Origin of the sequence: Oryzomonas sagensis (assembly GCF_008802355.1) — a bacterium.
GTDB classification, from domain to species: Bacteria; Desulfobacterota; Desulfuromonadia; order Geobacterales; family Pseudopelobacteraceae; genus Oryzomonas; species Oryzomonas sagensis.
In genome coordinates this window covers 547,703-569,069 of record NZ_VZRA01000001.1, presented here as the reverse complement: position 1 = coordinate 569,069, position 21,367 = coordinate 547,703, and the positions used below count along the sequence as shown (strand labels likewise).

Here is a 21,367-nt window from a genome sequence, read left to right as displayed (position 1 = left end):
TTCCGGCGAGTTATAGATATTCAAACGCGCCGCTGTTTTTTGGGTTCTTTCGGGCTTTTTTGATGGAGACAATCTCGATGAATGTTAGATCTGTGGGCCTCCTCCTGCTGACGGCGATATTTCCGTGCGTCGCCCAGGCTGCCGATGTGTCATGTAAAACCGCAGAGTGCCATACGTCAATTGGCGGAACACAGAATATGCATGAGCCGGTCAAGGAGGGGGACTGCTCGGGCTGCCATAAACAGACCAATCCGCTCCACCCGCTCAAGGGCGCCAAGAGTTTTGCCATGACTGCACAGGGGGCCGCCCTCTGCTACCAGTGCCACGATACCTTCGGGAAGAAAAAGAATGTGCACCCCCCGGTCAAGGACGGGGAGTGTGCGTACTGCCACAAGCCCCATGGCGGCGCCGGCCGTTTCCTTCTGGAAGGGGGAGACGATCAGACCGCCCTCTGCATGGGATGTCACGATGCCGCTGATTTCAAGAAGAAAGTCAGGCATGGCCCCGTAGCTGTCGGTTCTTGCAGCCGGTGCCACAATCCCCACGAATCGGATGAGAAGAAGCTTCTCAGGGGGCCGGTCTGGGAAAGTTGTCTCAAATGCCATGCCGATTTTTTGAAAACACTTCAGGAGTCGCCTTTCATCCACCCACCGGTCAAAAAAGGCCCCTGCACCTCCTGTCACGCCCCGCACAGCAGTGAAAACGGCCAACTGCTCAAGAAAAAGATGCCGGATATCTGCATCAGTTGCCATCCGGGGGTTGAAAAAAAGCTGAGGATGAAACTTGTGCATAAACCCCTTCAGGAGACGGGAGGCTGCGGTAACTGTCATTCCAGCCACTTTTCCAAGGCCAAAGGACTTCTGTCAGGGGATGATATGAGCGTTTGCCTGGAATGTCACGCCACGGACAAACTCGGCAAGCCGCCCCTCAAAAACATCAAGAAGGAGATCGAGGGGAAGAAATATCTGCATGGGCCGCTGGAACTGGGCGAATGCCGGGCCTGCCACGACCCCCACGGAAGCGATAATTTCCGTTTGCTCAAGGGAAGCTATCCGTCGGACCTCTATGTCGCTTATAAGGACGGCATCTATGGCGTATGCCTGTCGTGCCACGAAAAGAACCTGCTTCGCTTTCCGGAAACCACGATCTATACCAAATTTCGCAACGGGAATCGCAATCTGCACTATGTCCACGTCGTCAACCGCAAAGGGCGCACCTGCCGCGTCTGCCATGAACCCCACGCCAGCACCGGGGAGAAGTTGATCAGCAAGGAAGGTGTACAATTCGGCGATTGGAAGATTCCGATCAACTTTATGCTCACGCCGACCGGAGGAAGTTGTTCGCCGGGATGCCATCGCCCCTTTGCCTATGACCGGGAGAAACCGGAAGACTATCGATCAGAGGAAAAGGGCCAGAAATAACATGGAGGTAATCAATAGTATGAATCCAATAAGGAACCAAGTAGCCGGAGTTGTCTCGAGCGCGAAAATCGTCGTTATGGCACTGCTTGTTGCACTGCTCGTGACGGCCTGTGCCACGGCCCCTGCCCCAAAGGCGGGCCCGGTCTTTTTTCCGCCGCCCCCAAGTGAGCCACGGGTTCAGTTTTTAAAATCGGTAAATAGTTCCCGCGACGTGGAACCCGATAAAAGCGGCTTTACCCTGCTGGTCACGGGAACCAGCGAAAAAGACTTGATCAAGCCGATCATCAGGCCCTACGGCGTCAAATATATCCGCGGCAAGCTGTATATCTGCGATACACAAAGCCCGCCGTCGGTCATTATCGTTGATTTCAAGAACAAAACATTTAACTACCTCAAGGGAAACACCAACCTGGGCAGGCTGAAAAAACCCATCAACCTGGCGGTGGATAAGGATGGGGGCCTCTTCGTAGCGGATTCCCTCAGACAGGAGATTTTGCGCTATGATGCCGCAGGCAACTACATCGGCAGTATCGGCAAGGAAAATCTCACGAAGCCGGTCGATGTGGCTGTGGATGATACCTCGATCTTTGTTCTTGATATAAAGGGGAATGATATCAAGGTGTTTGACCGTAAGACCGGCCAGTTTGAAAAAAGTATTCAAAAAAACACCGACGGCACCCCGTTTTTGTCCTTGCCGACAAACCTGACGGTTGACAGCAAGGGGTTGATCCATGTCACCAATGTCGGCGCCGGGAATGTCGTTACCCTGGACAAGGATGGCCATCTGATCAACACGTTTGGCAAACTTGGTGACGCCTTTGGCGAATTTACCCGCCCCAAAGGGATTGCCGTCGACGACAAGAACCGTACCTGGGTGGTTGACGGCGGGTTCCAGAATGTACAACTTTTTAACGAAAATAACCGGCTGCTGATGTTTTTCGGCGATCCGCCCCTGCCGGCAGGAGCGCTGAATCTCCCGGCTGGCATAACCGTCACCAACGAAGATCTGGATTATTTCCAGCAATTTGCCGCTCCCGACTTTGTACTGGAGCAAGTGGTTTTCGTTACCAATCAGATGGGTAATGACAAAATATCGGTTTACGGCTTTGGGCATCGCAAGGGTGCCGCCGAAACATCACCGGAAGCCGCCGGCAGGAAAGCGGACTGACGTGCCGGGTTTTCCGCTTCAGAGGGTTGTGCTGGCGCTGTGCCTGATCGCGATTGTTGCCGGGTGCAGTCCTATTGACCGGTATAAGGCAGTTTCAACCATATTTGACGGTGTTCCGAGCATGCCCCCTCCGGAACAGTTTTGCGGGGAGTATGCCAGCAGCGTTGTGGCGAAACTGCGCGCCGACATTGCCAGCGGCGGGGCAAATCGTGGCGATGCCGCTGGCAAGGCCTCGTCGCACAAACCCTACAATGAAAAACAGTGCGACAGGTGCCATGACAAAACAACCGAAAGCGGCTTTGTCGTCAAATCGAAAAATGAACTCTGCTTTGTCTGTCACACCGGATTCGTCAAAGGGAGCTTCGTGCATGGACCGATTGCGGTGGGAGACTGTCTTGCCTGTCACGAACCGCACAGTTCGTCAAATCCGTCGCTGCTGAAATCTCCGGCAGGCCAAGTCTGCAATGCCTGCCATCGTGAAAAAAGGCAGGCTTCAGGCCTGCATGAGAATTCCGCCAGCCACGATCTTATTTGTATCAACTGTCACGATCCCCATTACGGGAATGTACAATATTTCCTGAGATGACCGGGAGCGTTGATGTGCGGAAAATCATTTTTTTTGCAAGCGCGCTTCTGTTGCTAGTTATCGGTGACGCCCAGGCAGAAAGGGTGGGGCTTCTCATGCTCACGCCCCCCCAGCAATGGCTTGACATCGACTACAAGTTTCTTGGGCAGCAGCAGTCAACCACCACAGAACAGCATCAACTGGCGGAGGATTACAACTATAAATTCCAGTATGCCGTGATCAGACCAAGTCTTTTGCGAGGCTCGATTGCGTTAAAGCTGGAACTTGACCAGAGGCAGTCCGGCACAAGCTCACAGTCAACGGGAATCCTTACCGGCGAGGGTTTTTTTTACCATATCAACGGGGTCCTTTTGGAGCGTTCCGTCGCGCCGGCTTCATTTGCCCTGGATTCGACCATAACCGAGGTGGCGCAGCCATTTGCCAATTCCTACCAACAAACCACCACGGCCTATAACCTGCAGTGGTCGTTACGAAACGACATACTTCCCACGACGATCCGCTACTCAAAGGGAAACTCGGAAACGTCCGGCTTGGTGGTGGATTCGAAGAGCGATACCGACCAGGTTTCCATTTCTACCCAGCATACCCTGGGCATCAGCCGGAGCTCGTTGGAGATATATGACATTATCAACAGGTACGTCCCCACGCAAGGGGCCAGCAGAACCGACAAACGCTACGAGCTACGGTTCAACAATGACCTGCAATGGACGAAGGCGGGAAAGAACAGGATGCTGTCCACCCGCCTGACCGCCTCGGAGGCCACCGGCATTAATTACATCAGAAACCTGGACCTGAATGAAAACCTGCTCTGGGATTGGGGCAAGGCCCTGCGGAGCGGCGCAACCTATTCGTTCTTCAACAGCGGAGGTGACGGCGGTTCGCAGGTGCATAACGCCGCCGACGTCTGGTTGCAGCACCTGCTATTCAAGAGTTTGACGACCCGGATCGACCTCAACGCCAGGAAAGATGAATATCCGACCGGATACGAACAGGAAGTGAAGGGGAGGTATTCCTTCGGTTACGTCAAGGAATTGCCGAAAGAGGGCCGGCTTACCCTGAACGGCTACCAGCAGCTCGGAGCGATCAAGCGCCAGCTCGGAAACACCGACCATCTGCATATTCTGAACGAGAGCCATACGGTCGTTTTCGGTGGGCACATCTATCTTGGCCAGCCGAATGTGATTGAATCCAGCATTACGGTTCGTAATGCCGATTCCTTGAAACGTCTGCCCCCCTACGACCTGAACACCGATTATCAGGTGGTCGTGACCGGGACGCAGGCCGAAATCGTCCCGGTCTCGACCGGCGCGATCAAGGAGGGGGACACCCTGCTGATCAGCTATGATTACAAGGTCGATTCGCGTGTCGACAGCACAACGGCCGCCTATGGCGTGGATGGCGCGCTCATGCTTTTCAAGGGCGCATTCCAGCTCTACGGTAACGTGAGCCAGAGCCGCGAGGATCGGGTTTCCAGCCAGGCCTCCCTGGCCGGTTTGACGGCGCAAGGCATGTCGCGGGTCGGAGCCGAAGTAAAATGGGGGGCCATCACGCTGACCTCGGAATATGAGACCCTTGATTCCGATTCCGACAAGCACCAAGAGGCCAGAGCGATGGCGCGGTACAACAGCTATCTGCGGGATGGGACGTTGACACTTTCGCTGCGCGACAACTACCGCTGGTATGAGGCAATCGGCACGACCCGGCGTGCCGATGAAAACACGTTCAGCGTTTCAGCCGGCTACAATGCGGTGCTCTTCTCCACGACTGCGATGACGCTCAATGTCGATTATGAGAACATCGGCGGAGCCAGGCAGAGTGACCGCCTCACGATTGGCAACTCGTTGCGCTGGAGCGCCGGTAAGCTGGCCCTCTCACTGCTTTCTGGCTTCGGAGCGCGCCGCGAAGCAGGAAGGATTTCATATGATGAGCATATTCATCTTATACTATCGCGTTATTTCTGATTCCCCGACCAGGTGCCCCGTGAACACCGGGAATCGCACGAATCGTTGTCGTAACCTGCTGGCCTCCGCCTTGCTGGCGCTTCTGCTGACGGCTTGCGCTACCCCCGGGCCGCCGCCGGCGCCGTTGCAATGGCCGCCGTCACCGGCCGAGGCCCAGGTGACTTGGAACCAGGAGATCCGCGACTACCGGGATGCGGGCATACGCAAGGGTTTCTGGCGGCGCCTGGCCGATTTTGTGGTAGGTGAAAGCGACCTCCGTCTCGGCCGCCCCTACGGCATCTTCGTGGATAACCGGGGCCGGCTGTTCATCGCCGATAACGCCAACGGCATCGTCCATTTCATGGACAGCCAAAGCATGAAGTATCTGCTGATCGGCACGGGTGAGCCGCCGCTTTTCAAAAGCCCCATCGCCATTACCGGCGACGACAATGAAAATATCTACATCACCGACTCGGCGGGCGCGATGGTCTATCGCTACGACGTAAAAGGCAACGTCCTGACAACCTTTACCGGTTCTCTGGAACGGCCGACCGGCATCGCCTTCAACCGGAACAATCGCTTGCTCTATGTGACCGACACCACGGCGCATCAGGTTGTCGTCCTGGACCTGAACGGCAAGGAGCGTTTTCGCATCGGTAGCCATGGCGCTGCTCCGGGACAGTTCAACCACCCCACCGATTTATTCATCGACAATGCGGGAACGCTGTATGTCACCGACCCCCTGAACGCCAGAATCCAACTGTTCTCCTCCGCGGGGGTCTTCCAGAAGGCTTTCGGCCAACCGGGCGATACCGGCGGTGAATTCGTCAAACCGAAGGGGGTGGCGGTGGACAGCGGCGGGAATATCTATATCGCCGATTCCCTGCGCGATGCGGTCCAGGTCTTCGACCCCGCCGGCCGCTACCGCTTTGCCTTCGGTGCGACCGGGGACGGCCCCGGCCAGTTCTGGATGCCGTCGGGGGTCTTTATCGACCGTAGCGACCGGATCTACGTGGCCGACACCTATAACCGGCGCATCCAGGTATTCAGCCATGTCCGCCCGACAGCTCTCCAAGGGAAGGATCGCTAACGCCATGAATCGACTTGCGGCAATCATGACCCTGTCCGTCCTGTGCTCCCTCCTGGCTCCGGTCTTCCCCGCGGGCGCCGACAGCATCCTCACGTCGCCCCACAACCTGTCGTCCAGCGGTCCGGGGAGGATAAAGTCCAGCGAGGAGCGGGTCTGCATCTTCTGCCATACCCCCCACCATGCGACCAAGCTGACCGATACGAGCGATTCGGGGCCGTTGTGGAGCCGCGATGAAAATACGGCGCAGGACTACATAACTTATGTTTCCAGCACCATTTCCGCCAAGCCGGGACAGCCGATGGGAGCCTCCCGCCTCTGTCTGAGCTGCCATGACGGCACCATTGCCCTTGGCTCTCCCGTTGCTCACGGCACCACCGCGCAACTCGGGGTGCTGACGCCGCCATCCTTTCCCCAAAAATCGACGGTGCTCGGCAAGGACCTGCGCGACGACCATCCGATTTCCATGGAGTACGGCCTCAAGACGGGCGAGTTTCGGGATCCGGCCACAATAGCCGCCGTATCGCGCGTCAAGCTGGTGTCGCGTAACGGCACAAACTACGTAGAATGCAGTTCCTGCCACAACGCCCACGATAACCAGTACGGCAATTTCCTGGTGACCAATACCGCCACCCAGGCCGATGCCCTCTGCACCGTGTGCCATACCAAGAACGGCTGGTCGGGAAGCGCCCACCAGACCGGCGGGACCAGGTACGGCGCGACGGTCGCGACGGCCGTCTCCCAGCAGGGCTGCATCTCCTGCCACACCCCCCATGGCGCCCAGCGGGGCGAGAATCTCCTGAAGCTCACCTCCGGCACCGCCAGCATGGATACCAACTGTTATGCCTCGTGCCACAACAACGATAACGGCGCTCCGTATCTGGACATGCGCACGGCCGGCTTTCACAACCCGGCCGGCGGCGGCGGCTACGACGGCGGCGGAACCACGCATACCGAGGCGGAAACCCTGCCGCTGACCGCTCCCGGCAAACACGTCCATTGCGTCGATTGCCATAACCCGCACCAGACCCTCTGGCAGAACGCCCCGCTCAACTCAAGCACGGCGCCCAATGTAAACGGCGTACTTACGGGGGTGAGGGGGGTCACCATCAACGGCGCCGTCACGACGGCCGGCGCCAGTTATGAATATGAGATCTGCCTCAAATGCCACTCCGGCGATGCGGCCCTGGCCGGAAACTTCAATGAATATCCCCCCGTATCGCGCATGTTCAGTTCCCTGGACGAACGTGAGCGCATCAACTGGGGCAGCGCCAAGTCCTGGCACCCGATCGCCCATCAGCGCACCGGGACCGGGAACAGCCTGCTCAACAAAGGCATAACCTCGATCTACTGCAACGACTGCCATGACTCCCACGGTTCCGGCACGCACCTGCTGCGTCTGGACAACCAGGACACCTTCTCGGCCGCCCAGGGCACATCCTACCCGCTCTGCTACAGTTGCCACGACGAAACCTATCTGATGAACACGGCCACCGATCTGGGCAAGCTGCACAAGGCGCATGTCCAGGGGTTGCATAATCCGCTCAGCAGCAACAACACCAAGGCCTCCTGTTCCGCCTGCCACGACCCCCACGGCGTGCCCTACAAGGCGGGGCTGACTACCGACACCAATTCGCTCCACCTGATCAACTTCGATTTGCGCTATGCGGCGACGCCGCAAGCCCCCAACCAGCCCTACGATGCCGGCGCCAAGACCTGTTTTGTCGTCGGTCCCGGCACCAGCGGCCTCACCTGCCACACTACCACCACCAACCCGGCCAGCTACAACCCCTATCCCTATTCTCCGTAATACCTCAATCATTCAATGAGTTGCGTTGCCCCTCCCGGCAGGGAGGGGCAACGCCAAAAAACAACCCTTCCGTGAAATAACGGCACATATCCGGTCATGCCCGGTGGAGGCGCGGTATGCCGGCAAACGCCTGGATAGGGCTGGAATGCTGATTTCAGGAGCTCGGCAGGGAGTCGTCCCGCTCGGCACCGGCGGCATAATCGCGTTGGCACAATGCTTGCTCACCTGGAGAATGCCCGACTTTCCTTGCGTGAAGTGAGGACAAAAAAGCTCGATAGCTTAACCACTTGGAACGACTGGCATTCCAAGCAATTTACCGAAAGGAGGCCGATGACGGAGAGCAGCTATCACACGTTGCACAGGGTACTTCGATTCAATTGTCGTAACACCACAAGAAAAGGAGAACATGTACATGAAGAAGAGAATTTTAGCAGCAGTAGCCATCGTGGGGCTTAACGCCGCTGTAGCGTACTCTGCTCCGACCGCCACTGCCGGCCAGGGGGTGCTTAACTCGGTGCATGACATGCGCGTTTCCGCCAATATCACCGATATCGGCGGGAACGACCGTGTTTGCGCATTCTGCCATACCCCTCACCACGCTATCAAACCGGCTGCGGCTAGCTCCTATGCCCCGCTCTGGTCCCGCATGGACGATCAGCAGACCTTCGTCGCTTACCAATCGGCTACCTTTGATTCGACCGTGTACAGCACCGGTGACGCCGCCGCCGGCCCGACCCGTCTCTGCATGACCTGCCACGACGGTTCCATCGCCCTCGACCAGCACTACGGCAGCGCCAACACCGGCACGATGCTGACCAACGACAACTTCGGCGGCCCCGGCGTCGGTGTGAATAAAGACCTGTCCAACGACCATCCGGTCGGCTTCGACTACATGGCCATCGCCGCCGGTTGTGGCGACTCCAACATCTGCACCACGGCCGGCACCGCCACCACCCCGGACCAGTACAACTATATCCGCAAGGCCGACCAAGGCCTCACCTACCGCGACAATCCAGCCAACATTAAAGTCGCTGACCGCCTCTACAACGGCAGCATCATGACCTGCGCAACCTGCCACGATGTGCACAACAAGAAGAACCTCCAGGGCGCAGAGACCATGAACTATCTGGTTCTCGCTCCGCAGAAGGATTCAGCACTCTGCCTGACCTGCCACATCAAGTAATACTTCGGGGCAGTGTGAATACTATGACATTTCTACGGTAATGAATCCCCAAAGGAGAAAAGAATGAGAAAGATCAGCTTCATTTTATGCACCTTGTTGCTGCTCCTACCGGCACTTGCCAGCGCCTATACGCTGCAGGTGAAGGTCAGTGGCGGCAAAACAGGTGTTAATACCGTTACCGCTAACGGTCTGACAACAGCGGGCTCCGGCACTTACTACACCTACCCTGCCAACAACAGCGCAACGGTAGCCACGTCGGTTCTGGGCACTGTCGCCAGCGCAACGCTTGACGGCGCTGCCTTTACCCTGGGCAACAAGTTGCCCGCCCAGATCGGCGGCACCCACTACCTGGCCGTGACCTTTGCGGCAGCGGCCTCGTACACCGTGACCGCGTCGCAGTCGACCGGCGGCACCATTTTCATCCAGCAGACCGCACCGTCGCTCAGCTCGAACCTCTCGACCGCCCTCACGGGCATCGGCGGCAGCGCAACGGTGGTCATCAGCGTTTATCCCGGCTCCACTTCGATCGTTACCGGCATCAAGGTCAATGGTAATGCCGCCACGAACACGATGACCGGAGGCGTTACCCCCGGCGCCGTGGGCAAGGTTACCTTGACCGCTGCCGAATTGCAGAGCAGCCCGACCATTACGGCAACCTACTCGGCTTCCTACAAAACGTCGGCCATCTTGTCGGCCCCCACTACCGCAGCCCAAGGTGCAACCGTAAAGCTTGACGGCCGTGCATCGTCCACAAACGACACCGCCATCACCGGCTACGCCTTCAGCGTCACCGGTCCTGCGGCCGTAACGGTAACCCAGGCTTCGGCAGCCACGCCGACCGCCACCTTTACCGTACCTGCCGTGGCAGGCACCTACACTGCCAATCTTACCGTGACGACCACGAATGGCAGCAAAGTCGCCGCCCCGGTTACCATTACCGTGTTGTCGTCTGCCAACACGGTTAACAACTACTGCAGCGCATGCCACAACGGCAGGAATCCCGATGCTATGGCCGGATTCAACGCTTCCAGCTTAGCCAGTGTGTACTCCTGCAACAACTGTCACCAGGTGGATACCAGCAGCCACCCGGGCATGTATCCGTCGAACTTCAATACGAGCAAACACTGGACCAACGCCTACAATAACGTCTCGACGGCACACGGCCAGCACACCTGCGCCACCCAGTGCCACTTCAACCCCGCCGGCGATCCCAACCTGGTCACGGCCAACTTCTCCAACCCCCAGTACAAAGACGCCACCGGCTGCCAGGTCTGCCACTCCGGCAACCTGCAGGGTACAAATGTCAACCCGATCGGCGTATGGACCGCAGCCTCGGTACCTACCTCAGGCGGCACGTTCAACACCATGACGGGCGCGACGGTTCGCCACCCCGGCAAAGTAGCCAATGGAGTGGTCTCCACCTTCAACACCTGTCTGTACTGCCACGTCAACGACGGCAAGCATGGTACGCCGTCCGTCGACTTCTTCTCCAGCCCGCACTGGAACAACTCGTTCGAGTACGGTCCTGAATTTACCGGCGCCTCGGCGATCGCCCCTTACGGCGGTACCGCTACCGAAGGCCAGATCAACCCCAATGAATCCTGGACGACCAGTGAAGCCCCCGACGGCCTCACCACCTGCGCCTACCGGTGTCACTTCAAACCCAATCTCAACCCGTTGGCCAGCTACACCACCAACATGAGAAAGAAAGACACTCAAGCAGTCAACCGTCCCGGTAAGGACGCCTGCGTCGCTTGCCATGATCCGCACAACCCGACCACGAACTCGGCCAATACGTGCGAAGAATGTCATACCGGCGGCAAACACGGCCCCACCACCGTGGCATTCCACAAATCGTCCCACTTTACCAACACCTTTGAAACCCTCGAGTGCACAAGCTGCCACAACCCGCACTCCACAATCGCAAAATTCTTCACCTACAGCGGTGCAGCTCCTGTTGCTGGCGCTGCCGACCAGGCACTGGTGAAGAAAGGGACCGATTGCCAGACCTGCCATGCAGCCGGCAGCGGCTACGGCATCTATGACGCCACCGGCGCCATGAAAGTGCCGCACAGCTACGGCAACCAGTACTCGAAACTGGGCACTGCCGCCAAAAATGTGGGTTCCACCACCACCGGCTGGTACACCGGAAGCCGGTATGTATTCTACAACTCGTCTTCCCAGTACGTCACAACCTACAACAGCTGCTCCAACTGCCACTCCCACGACAACACCCGGAACGCCGAGTATGCCGAAAGCACTCATGCCGACCCGGGCTTTGGCCGTTGGGCTGCCAAGAACTACTTCAAGTACAGAGGTTTCAGTTCCGCCAGCATCAAACCGTCCAACAGCTACACCGACGGTTGCGTGCGTTGCCACACCACCACCGGCTTCGTGAAGTTCGTTTCCTACACGAGCTCGGTTCTGGGCATCAGCAAGTACAACGACCTGCGCGCCTGGGGCTACCAGGAGGCCGGCTACACGGTAGCAGCGACTTCTGCCGCCACCAACAACACCAACGTGTCCGGCGAAGTCATTACCTGCCGCGCCTGTCACTACGACGCCCCGGGTTCGGTCTCCGGCGAGAAGAACGTGGCCATGCCTGAAAACGCCGCTACGGTTCGTGCCGTAGGCGCCTACCCGGCATTCTACAACTTCTCCACCAAGAACACCGGCAAGTGGTTCAACGGTGTTCAGGGTGCAACCGGTACTCCGGTCATGTACTCCGACCTCAAGCTGTCCAACGTCTGTGTTTCCTGTCACGCCGGCCGCTCCAATGCGACCAACGGCGAGGCCATGATCAATGCCCTCGCTGCCACATTCAGCGGCTTCACCAGCACCGGCTTCACCGGTTCCGCACTGACCGGTCACGGTGTCTACCAGTCGGCCATCGTCGATCAGAAGGTCGGCTACCGCTACACCGCTGACGGCAGGACCTACACGGAAGCGGCGAACAACCACAGCAACATTGGCGTTACCAACCCCGGTAACACCGGCACCGCCAACGGTCCGTGCGTTGGTTGCCACATGGCTGAAGGCCACAGCCTGGAGATCACCAGCTTCACCGCATGCGCCGCATGTCACTCCAGCGACTTCGGTCAGGCCAACCTCGACCAGGCCAAAGCCGAACTGGCATCGTCCCTCAAGGTACTGGGCGGCTTGATGACCAGCACCAACAACTTCACCGGCTTCAAGATGCTGTCTTCCGCAACCAGCACCTCGACCCTGACCGGTCAAGCCTACTCGCTGCAGAAAACGGCAGCAAATAGAACCACGGCGACCACTATCGCCCGCGGGTATGTCTGGACCGGCAATCAGGCCCTGTTTGCCAGGGTCTACGGTGCATTCTTCAACCTGCAGCTCCTCAACGGCCAGTCTGCAGACGCAGCATCCTACATCCACAACCCGAGCTACGTTAAACAGCTCGTCTTCGACTCCATCGAGCTCGTGAAATACGGCTCACTCAAAGCCGGTACGGCATCGTACGCCAACATCAGCTCCGCCGTCAGCGGTTCCGGCGTAGCGGCTGCAGATGCATCCGCAGCAAAAGCCTACATCATCGGCGGCGACGGCAACAGGGCCGGTTCGGCAACAGCCGACTGCACCGCTTGCCACAACTCAACCGTTGATCCGTATTCCGGTAATGTCATCGCAACTCAGTATGCTGCCAGCGGCCATTTCCAAAACGGCCATGGTCCTGACTGCGCAACCTGCCATACCCCGGTCAACGGGCTGGCACACCCCTACGCAAGCATGAGCACGCCTTCGCTTGCCAAAGGGTATTCCGCTACCGGCGCCGGCGCTGCCTGCATCGCCTGCCATACCGGTGCCTACAGCAAACTCTTCGACGGCGTTGCCCACTTCACCAACGCAACGACGGCAACCTTCCACAACGTATCCGCCGCCTATGTCGGTTACGTCGGTAAGGGCATCAACGTCTGCGCCCAGTGCCACTTCAAGTTCGATCCGCACGGCATTGGCGCAACCACCACCCAGACCTTCCAGACCAATGCGGACGTTCTCGCCGCATGGGCTGATTCCGACCACGGCAACCGTTCCGGCGCCGCCTGGGTTCCGGGTGCAAGCCACGACTGGAGGAACTCCGGCTCCGCCGCCAACTTCCAGACCACCATCCCGGCCAGCGACTGCGTTCGCTGCCACACTGCTGCCGGCTTCGCTCAGTTTGCCGACAGCAAGTACGTCACCGTCGCCACTGTCGGCGCCAACGACGGCCAGAAGTTCAACTCGCCTCTTGCTTGCTCGGCCTGCCACACTGCCGATGTCAGCGGAAGCACCACGACAGCTCTCCGCACCGTTGCGGTCAGCCCGCTTGCGTTCACCAACCGGTCCAGCTACGGTAAGAGCGTAGGCGTACAGACGTTCTACAACATCAGCACGGTTGACAAGGCCACCGCGCTGACGGTAAAAGCCCGCATCACTGCCAAGTTCCCGGACGTGGGCCAATCCAACATCTGCATCTCCTGCCACAGTGGCCGTGTTTCCGGTGGCGCTCTGGTTACGGCGAAGACCAACGGTCTGAGCATGGGTAACTCCAGCTTCCAGAACTCGCACTACATGGCAGCAGCTGGCCTGATGTATGCCAAAGCCGGTTTCATCAACTTCACTTCGACAAGTGCGGCTGCCGGCACAAGCACGTACGGCAAAACCTTGATACCTGATGCGATCAGTACCCCCGACGGCCTTGCAGGCGGCCTGACCAGTACGCACCGCAATCTGGGTACCAAAGCAATGATTGGCGACAGCCATAACCCGACCTTCTTCGTTGCCGGCAACCTGGATAGCAACGGTCCGTGCGTCACCTGCCACATGCAGGGCTTCACCAACGCAGGGACTCCGCGCAACAGTGCCAAGGGTCATAGCCTGCAGATCGACCAGGCTACCATCACCCAGGTCTGCAACCAGTGCCACACGTCGGAAGGTGGGAATGACATCACCACCATTGATAACTTCAACACCCACTTCATCGAGCCGCAGTCCGAGGTGTTCCAGGCTGCGCTGACACTTGCCAAGAACCAGCTGCTGAGCAAATACGGCATCAGCTACAACCCGGCAAGCTACCCGTACTTCTACGACACGGCCAATAGCAACAAAGCTGTCACCGACTGGACTCGTAGTGGTGCGCTGACCGCGGCGCAGGCCCTGAAGCTTGAAGGTGCCGCCTTCAACATCAACCTGCTGAGCCGCGACCCGGCTGCCTATGTGCATGCTCGTTCCTATGCACGTCGGTTGCTGTACGACTCCATCGACTTCCTCGATGATGGGGTCATGAACCAATCGGCTGGCGCTACGGCTCTTGCGTCTGGCCAGTTGAATGCCGACGGTGTTACCCTCACCTTCGGTAAGGGTGCGGCTGCCTACACGGACGGCACCCTGACCACGTTGTCCTCCGGCACCACCGAAGCCATGGTCTATCTCCTTGGCTGGAGCCGTACCAGTGGTGCATGGAACACATTTGAGCGTCCGTAGTGCTCAGGTGTAGCAAGCTTTGATGTAATGCAATCCGCTGCCCCGCCTCGAAAGAGGCGGGGTTTTTTTATGATTTCTCCGCCCTCGCGGTGTCGGCGGCGGAGAAAATGCGATTGCGCCGAATGGCGGCACAATGGTATTACTACCGGGTAGGGCAACAAGACGTGAGGGCGGCCTGGAGGAACAAACGCAAGGCTGTTGTTGGCTGCTTTGCCGCCGGCCATGGAAAGAAGATGGGAACGTTCATGATGAGGAAAGGGGGATGTGCGCTATGCTGAAGATGGCAAAAAACCTCCTGCCGGCGCTGCTGATGGCCGCTCTTCCGGCCCAGGTCCGGGCAGGGGCGGGCCACGGGACTATCCGCGAAACCGATACCCAGATCATTATCGAATACACGGGCGATGCCGCAGACAAGCCGGCAGATAGCAAGGCTGCGGGGCAGCCCGGGCCGCAGCAGCAGGCACCGGCACCGGCCCCCCAAGCCGGGGGTAACGGCGCGGCAACGACGCAGCAGCAGGACGAGGCACGCAGAAAGCAGGAAGAAGCCAGAGAGGCCGCCCGCAGCGGCAGGGGAGGCCGGGCGGCCGGTCCGTCACGGGGATCGCGGGCGACTTCGGGTTCGGATAATCCCGAATAGAAGGGTAATCGCCCAGGCCGCACCGAGCCGGCGACGATCATAATCGGGCTGCGCCCGTTGAGCGCATACGATGATGCGTCGTAAGAAGTCCACAAAGCTCCCTTCCCCCTCGCCAGGGAGGAGGGAGCTTTGTTATTCCTTATGTCGCCGTTTTCTCTCCAGCCCCTTCAGGCTCCGTGGGGCTCCCGTCACGGGAGGGTGGAGTCGGTATGCAAGCGTTTTTGCACGGGCTTCCGGGGAAGGGAGCTAACAAAAAAAGCAGGGGGCGACCGCCCCGCTGCTTTTTTTGTATCCAGCCGATCGCTGAATCAGCGCCTAGTTTTTCACCACCGAAACAGTCCAGGAAGCTATTTTAAGGTATTGGCTCGTGAGCAGACTGGTCCCCGTAGAGGTATAGGTGACCGTCCCGCCGTTAGGCGCGATGCTGGCGGTTGTGAAGGAGCCGTTTGCGATCACGGCGTTACTGCTATCCTTGGCTTGCCAGGTAACGGTTGCAGCGGCGGAAGCGCTGCCGCTATTCTGCAAGTTTGCATATAAACTCAACGAAGTAGTCGTTGCATCGAACAGCGTCGTGCTCGGATGAAAACTGAGGAACTTGATCGTGCCGGTGGCATCGGTCGTGCCGCCGATCTTGGTGGTGGTAATAAAGGTCGTGCTGCTGCCGCCAATGGTGACGGTCGTGACCGTCTGGCCCAGGTAACTGTTGGCAGTGGTCTGATTGACCTTCAGCAATCGACCCGGCTGAATGGTGTTGTTTGCCGTATCGGTCCCATTGGTAAAGCTGCCCCATGCCGTACCGCTGGTATCGGTCGAGATGGCAAACAGGCCGTTGAGAATCGATACGGTCGCTGCGGTAAGGGTGCTGGGGTAGGTAATCGGAGCCGATTCGACCAGTGTGTTGAGCTCGGCATCTACCACGGCGGAAAAGCTCGGCAAGGTTACGCCCTTGGTCGTGGAGGTAAAGGTTATGGTATGACTGCCGACGGTCACCGTCGTGGTTGTCGTCGTCGAATTGCTCGCGGAAGAGGTGTGCTGGACCGCCAAGGTCTGGCCCGGTCCGATGGTGCCGTCTGCGTTGGTGTATGCGCCGCCGTCGATGGAATAATTTCCCCCAACGATGCTGATGGCGGATGAAGACCAGGTGGACGGGATGGTGAGGGTGTTGGACGTAATGGTGGAACTGAGCTCGACGCCGGTCTGTGCCTGGAACGACAGCTCGCTGTTCGTGACCGAGGTGAAGGTGGTGGTGTAGCCGCCCACCGTGACCGTGGTGACGGTGGCGGTGTTGGTCGTGGCGGCGGACGTCTGCTGGATGGTGAGCGTCTGGTTCAGCCCTATTTTCCCGGCGGCGCTGGTATAGGCCCCCCCGCTGATGGAATAGGTGCCGTTGACGATGGTGATGTCGGCCGCAAACTGGTTGCCCTGGATCGTGATGGTGTTTGACGTTATGGTCGCATTCTGGGCCACGTTATTCTGTGTATCAAAGTGGAAATCCATCGGCCGGGACAGGTTCCCGCACCCTGCTGCCAGCATCATGAAACAAACAGCGACCAGCCCGTATATCCAACGCATGTAATGGGTCCAACCTTTCGCTTTCAGGGGATCGAAACGCTCTGCACCGTCGCGGAGTGTATTTTGTTTTCATTCGAAAATGAGCACTTTCCCGCCGTGGCGAAAAAAGTGCTCATTTCCTGGTGGGGAACAGACGAGTCTCGGGTTGGGGATTACTTCGTTACGATTCCGCCCGAGAATACGACGCTGTCAAAAGTCCTCTTGAGGGTTTTGCTGGAAAAGTTGGAAATTACCGCGCCGGGCTGGAGTTCGATTTCCGACCCTACCGTCACGGGCGTGACAGGAATGGCGACCCAGGTTTTTTTGCCGTCTTTTTCCACGTTGACATAGGTGTATCCGCCGCCGTCCATGGTTTCGACGACCTTGCCGGAGATCCCGGCGCCTGCGTTAGCTGCGGGTGCGGCAGCCGCTTTGGCGTCGATTGCCGGGTGTCCCTGCGGCATCTGCTGTTTCTGCTGCATCTGGCCCAGTGACGGATGGCCCGCCGGGAGTTTGGCGGTCGGGTCGACTTTCGGGAGGTTCCCCTGCATTTGAACGGCGCTATTTCCCACCGGCCCCGACGAGAAGATGATGCTGTCGAAGGTCCGTTTCAGGGTCGAGCTGGTGAATTTGCCCATCTCCATGCCCGGGGAAAGTTTTACTTCCTGGCCGACCTCAACCTTCATGGGAGGGACCGCCACCCAGGTCTTTTTGCCGTTGCTTTCCAGGTTGATGTACGTATAACCACCGCTGTTCATGGTTTCGACAACCTTGCCGGCCAGAATTTGCGGTTGCTCTTCCTGCGCAGCGGTTTGCTGCTGGGTCTGTTGCGCGGTCTGCGGCGTGGCGGGGGTTGTTTTCGGGGCGGTCGCACAGCCGGATTGGAGGGCTACGGCGAAGGCAAGTGAGCAACCGGCGGCAAAGGCATTGCAGCGAACATTCATTTTTCTGGCTCCTGTCAATTTGAATTGGATCGAACGAACAATATGCCTATCAGGCACGGAAGATCGTCTATTTATTTTTACACTATTCCCGCCAGATTTGGAAGCCGTAAGTTTCTATTTCATCGGCGGAAATATCCGAATATGCGAAATCGACGGAAAAGTGGAATCATGCGCGAAATAGAAAATCCGTGGGCAAAAAATACTTGACTTGTGGGGCGGCATCACCTATAGTCCAAAACTCTGCAAAATTGAATTAGATGGAGACCACATATGTACGCAGTTATCAAGACAGGCGGCAAGCAGTATAAGGTAAGTGAAGGTGAGTTCCTCAAGGTTGAAAAACTTGATGGCAACATCGGCGACAGCATTGAATTTGCCGAGGTTCTCATGGTCGGCGGCGAAAAGATTGCCATTGGCGCTCCGCTGGTTGCCGGCGCCACGGTAACTGCCAAGATCGCGGCTCAGGGCAAGGACAAGAAGATTCTCGTGTTCAAGTCCAAACGCCGTAAGGATTCCCGCAAACTTCGCGGCCATCGCCAGGAGCGCACGGTCCTCAAGATAGAAAAGATCAGCGCATAATACACGATATTTTTTCCCAGGAGACACGGAAATGGCACATAAAAAAGGTGTAGGCAGTTCACGCAACGGCAGGGATTCGGACGGCCAGAGGCTTGGTTGCAAAAAGTTCGGCGGCGAATCCGTTACGGCCGGCAATATCATCTATCGTCAGCACGGCACCCAGATCCACCCCGGCAACAATGTCGGCTGCGGTAAGGATTATACGCTGTTCGCTCTGATCGACGGCATCGTGACCTTCGAGCGTATGGGCAAGGACCGGAAAAAGGTTTCCGTATATCCCAACTAAGCGCCGTTAAATCAGTTCTCAAAACCCGGAAGATAAACCTTCCGGGTTTTTTTGTGGCCAAGGGAAATAACAGAACGATGTTTAAATATATTGTTTGCACTCGCCGTTATTTTACTGTATACTACAAAAATTTAGTATAACAGGCTAGTTAGCTAGCAACCATCCGCTGCAAACGCTACCAAATACCTTCCTGATTCCAGAGGCTCCCATGTTCAAATCAAAATTGACGCGCAAGATCCTGACCATGATCGGCGGCATACTCTGTATCGGTTTTGCCGGCCTGGGCGTTCTTTCGATTTACCTTGAATACAGTGCCACTATGGACCTGGAAAAGCACAATGCCCGCCAGATTGCGGCAACGGTGAGCCATGACCTGCTCAACCTGATGACCATCGGCGATATGAAGAATTTCGATACGTACGTCAAGGACATCAAAGCCAAGGGTGGAATTCAGGAGATCCGGCTGTTCAACGGCGATGGCAAAGAGTGGGGCGGCAACGGTGCGCCAAGCGAGGAAGTTCGCGCGGCCTTAAAAGCGGGCAAGAACGTCGAACGTCTGGATACGAAGGATGGCCGGCATCTTTTGACCCTGGCGTTGCCCCTGGAGAACGAGCAGCGCTGCCATAGCTGCCACGATGCCACCGCCCGGCATCGGGGGGGATTGATGCTGACCACCTCCCTGGAAGAGGGGTATGCAAGCGCCTTCCGGCTGACAATCGTGCTGTCGGTGGTCGGCTTCTGCTTCTTCTTTGCGATCCTCGCGGCCCTGTACCTCTTTTTTAGCCGGACGCTGGTGCTCCAGGTCAGGGAGTTGCACGAGCAGTTGGCCGAAATGGCCAGCGGCGAGGGGGATCTGACCCAGGTACTGCGCGTCCGTTCCGACGATGAACTGGGGAACCTGGGTACGGAGGTCAACCGGCTGACGACGAAGATTCGCGAAACCATCTCGCTCCTGTACCAGCAGGCCTGCATGATCGGCAGCGGCGTCTGCGAGCTCTCCTTCGGCACGGACCGCACCCTGAGGATGAGCCAGGATCAGAAGGAGCAGGCTTCGGCGGTGGCGGTGGCATCGGAAGAGATGACCATGACCATCAACGACGTGGCCGGCAACACCCACCGGGCGGCAACGCTCTCGTCGGATGTCGATGTTGCCGCGAGCGACGGCATGGTGGTGGTGGAGGAAACCTGGAATTGCATGCGGCAGATCAGCGAGAGCGTGAACAGTACGTTGGAGACCATCCGCCAGTTGGAGGCCTCATCGGCAAGTATCGGCGAGATGGTGGTCCTGATCGAGGATATCGCCGACCAGACCAACCTGTTGGCGTTGAACGCCTCCATCGAGGCCGCCCGCGCCGGCGACGCCGGGAAGGGGTTCGCCGTGGTGGCCAGCGAGGTGAAGGGGCTGGCCGAGAAGACTACCCGGTCCACCCGGGAGATCGAACGGATTGTGACCAATATCCAGCAAGCCAGCCGGAAGGCAGCCGCCATGATCGTTACTGAAACGGACCTCGTCCAGACCGGTCTCACCAAGGCTGAAGAGGCGCGGCAGCGTCTTGAGAACATAAAAAGCCATGCCGTCGAATCGCATACCATGATTGAGCAGATTGCGGCCGCTTCCGAACAGCAGAGCACCACCACCCAGGAGATTTCGGAAAATATCCAGAGCGTTTCCGCCACGGCGAACGAGACGTTTGAATTGACCCAGGCGACCAACGAGGCCTTTGGGACCTTCTCGGATCTGATAGAGCAGATCTACGGCACGGTGGGCAAATTTTCGGTCGGCAACTATCACGATACCGTCAAATCCCATGTCCGCGAGATGGAAGGGGAGGTGCTGGCTGCGATCGAGACGGCGTTGCGCGACCGGACGATCACGATGGAGGCCCTGTTCGACAGAAACCATGTCCCGGTCCCCAATACCAACCCTCAAAAATACACGACCAAATTCGATGCCTTTTTCGACCGCGTGATATCCTCTTTCCAGGAGAAAGCGGTCGGCAAGGACGGCAAGCTCTTTTACGCCATCTGCGTGGACAGCAACGGGTATTGCCCGTGCCACAACCTGCGCTACACGAAGCCTTTGACCGGAGACCCGGAGACGGATAAGAGCAATAACCGCACCAAGCGAATTTTCAACGACCGTACCGGCATCCGCTGCGCCCAGAACACCGATGGTTTCCTGCTCCAAACCTATCGTCGCGATACGGGCGAGATCCTCAACGACATGTCGCGGCCGCTCATGATCGGCGGCCGGCATTGGGGCGGCATCCGCATCGGCTACCTGTCGCCGTGCGAATCGGTCATCAAGCTGGACAGGAAGTCCAAGTCCTAGTCGGCGCTCTTCTGGCCGGAATATTTTCAGTAAAATGTATTACAGAGCCTCGCAGGTAACCTTGCGGGGCTCTGTGCATTGGTGGGTATGACTATCTTCAATCTGTCTGGCTCGGGTTGTCCCGGTTTTCCGTCAAGGTACTTTTTTTGCATGAAAATATTTCACGCCTGAATTTGCTCACGCGATTGGCCGGGCATTCCTTGTATGGCGGTTCGTGCGGATAAGCCCTGATGGGCAGATTCAAATTATTCGAAATAATTCACAATTTTTGTTAGGTTAGCCTTTTAACCATATTGAGTAGGGTTTTGGCGATATTGGGACCGTTGGCCGTTATTTTTGCTTCGAACGAAAAAGGA

The 21,367-nt window shown here is 57.8% G+C and carries 14 protein-coding genes; 12 read left to right on the top strand and 2 right to left on the bottom strand.

The window, feature by feature from the left end:
- Positions 1–197: 197 nt before the first annotated feature.
- From F6V30_RS02525 to F6V30_RS02485, 9 genes are all read left to right on the top strand, one after another.
- Positions 198–1,421, top strand: coding sequence for a cytochrome c3 family protein (locus F6V30_RS02525; RefSeq protein ID WP_246163146.1), 1,224 nt, complete (start codon positions 198–200; stop codon positions 1,419–1,421).
- A gap of 19 nt (positions 1,422–1,440) precedes the next feature.
- Positions 1,441–2,589: an NHL repeat-containing protein gene (locus tag F6V30_RS02520; protein WP_151154930.1), complete on the top strand. Its 1,149-nt coding sequence runs from the start codon at positions 1,441–1,443 to the stop codon at positions 2,587–2,589.
- 1 nt (position 2,590) lies between these two features.
- Positions 2,591–3,175: a cytochrome c3 family protein gene (locus tag F6V30_RS02515; RefSeq protein ID WP_246163143.1), complete on the top strand. Its 585-nt coding sequence runs from the start codon at positions 2,591–2,593 to the stop codon at positions 3,173–3,175.
- Positions 3,176–3,189: 14 nt separating this feature from the next.
- Positions 3,190–5,136, top strand: coding sequence for a hypothetical protein (locus tag F6V30_RS02510; protein WP_151154928.1), 1,947 nt, complete (start codon positions 3,190–3,192; stop codon positions 5,134–5,136).
- 19 nt (positions 5,137–5,155) lie between these two features.
- Positions 5,156–6,205, top strand: a complete 1,050-nt coding sequence (locus F6V30_RS02505) for a 6-bladed beta-propeller (protein ID WP_246163141.1) — start codon at positions 5,156–5,158, stop codon at positions 6,203–6,205.
- A 4-nt stretch (positions 6,206–6,209) separates the two neighbouring features.
- Complete coding sequence (locus F6V30_RS02500) at positions 6,210–8,012, top strand: cytochrome c3 family protein (protein WP_191965552.1); 1,803 nt, start codon at positions 6,210–6,212, stop codon at positions 8,010–8,012.
- Between the two features lie 412 nt (positions 8,013–8,424).
- Positions 8,425–9,195, top strand: a complete 771-nt coding sequence (locus F6V30_RS02495; RefSeq protein ID WP_151154926.1) for a cytochrome C — start codon at positions 8,425–8,427, stop codon at positions 9,193–9,195.
- A 63-nt stretch (positions 9,196–9,258) separates the two neighbouring features.
- Entirely contained in the window at positions 9,259–14,682 is a 5,424-nt protein-coding gene (locus F6V30_RS02490) for a PKD domain-containing protein (RefSeq protein WP_151154925.1), read from the top strand.
- A 271-nt stretch (positions 14,683–14,953) separates the two neighbouring features.
- Positions 14,954–15,319, top strand: a complete 366-nt coding sequence (locus F6V30_RS02485) for a hypothetical protein (protein WP_151154924.1) — start codon at positions 14,954–14,956, stop codon at positions 15,317–15,319.
- Positions 15,320–15,634: 315 nt separating this feature from the next.
- On the opposite strand, the gene F6V30_RS02480 is transcribed toward F6V30_RS02485, so the two are convergent.
- Together F6V30_RS02480 and F6V30_RS02475 are read right to left on the bottom strand one after the other, a co-directional pair.
- Positions 15,635–16,891: a hypothetical protein gene (locus F6V30_RS02480; RefSeq protein ID WP_151154923.1), complete on the bottom strand. Its 1,257-nt coding sequence runs from the start codon at positions 16,889–16,891 to the stop codon at positions 15,635–15,637.
- Positions 16,892–17,043: 152 nt separating this feature from the next.
- Entirely contained in the window at positions 17,044–17,814 is a 771-nt protein-coding gene (locus tag F6V30_RS02475; RefSeq protein WP_151154922.1) for a hypothetical protein, read from the bottom strand.
- Between the two features lie 270 nt (positions 17,815–18,084).
- Here F6V30_RS02475 and rplU point away from each other — a divergent pair, with 270 nt between their 5' ends.
- From rplU to F6V30_RS02460, 3 genes are all read left to right on the top strand, one after another.
- Positions 18,085–18,393, top strand: a complete 309-nt coding sequence (rplU, locus tag F6V30_RS02470; RefSeq protein ID WP_151154921.1) for a 50S ribosomal protein L21 — start codon at positions 18,085–18,087, stop codon at positions 18,391–18,393.
- 31 nt (positions 18,394–18,424) lie between these two features.
- Entirely contained in the window at positions 18,425–18,679 is a 255-nt protein-coding gene (gene rpmA / locus F6V30_RS02465) for a 50S ribosomal protein L27 (protein WP_149307681.1), read from the top strand.
- Positions 18,680–18,887: 208 nt separating this feature from the next.
- Positions 18,888–21,011 carry a methyl-accepting chemotaxis protein gene (locus F6V30_RS02460; protein WP_191965551.1) on the top strand — a complete coding sequence of 708 codons (2,124 nt, stop codon included), beginning with the start codon at positions 18,888–18,890 and terminating at the stop codon, positions 21,009–21,011.
- Positions 21,012–21,367: the final 356 nt, after the last annotated feature.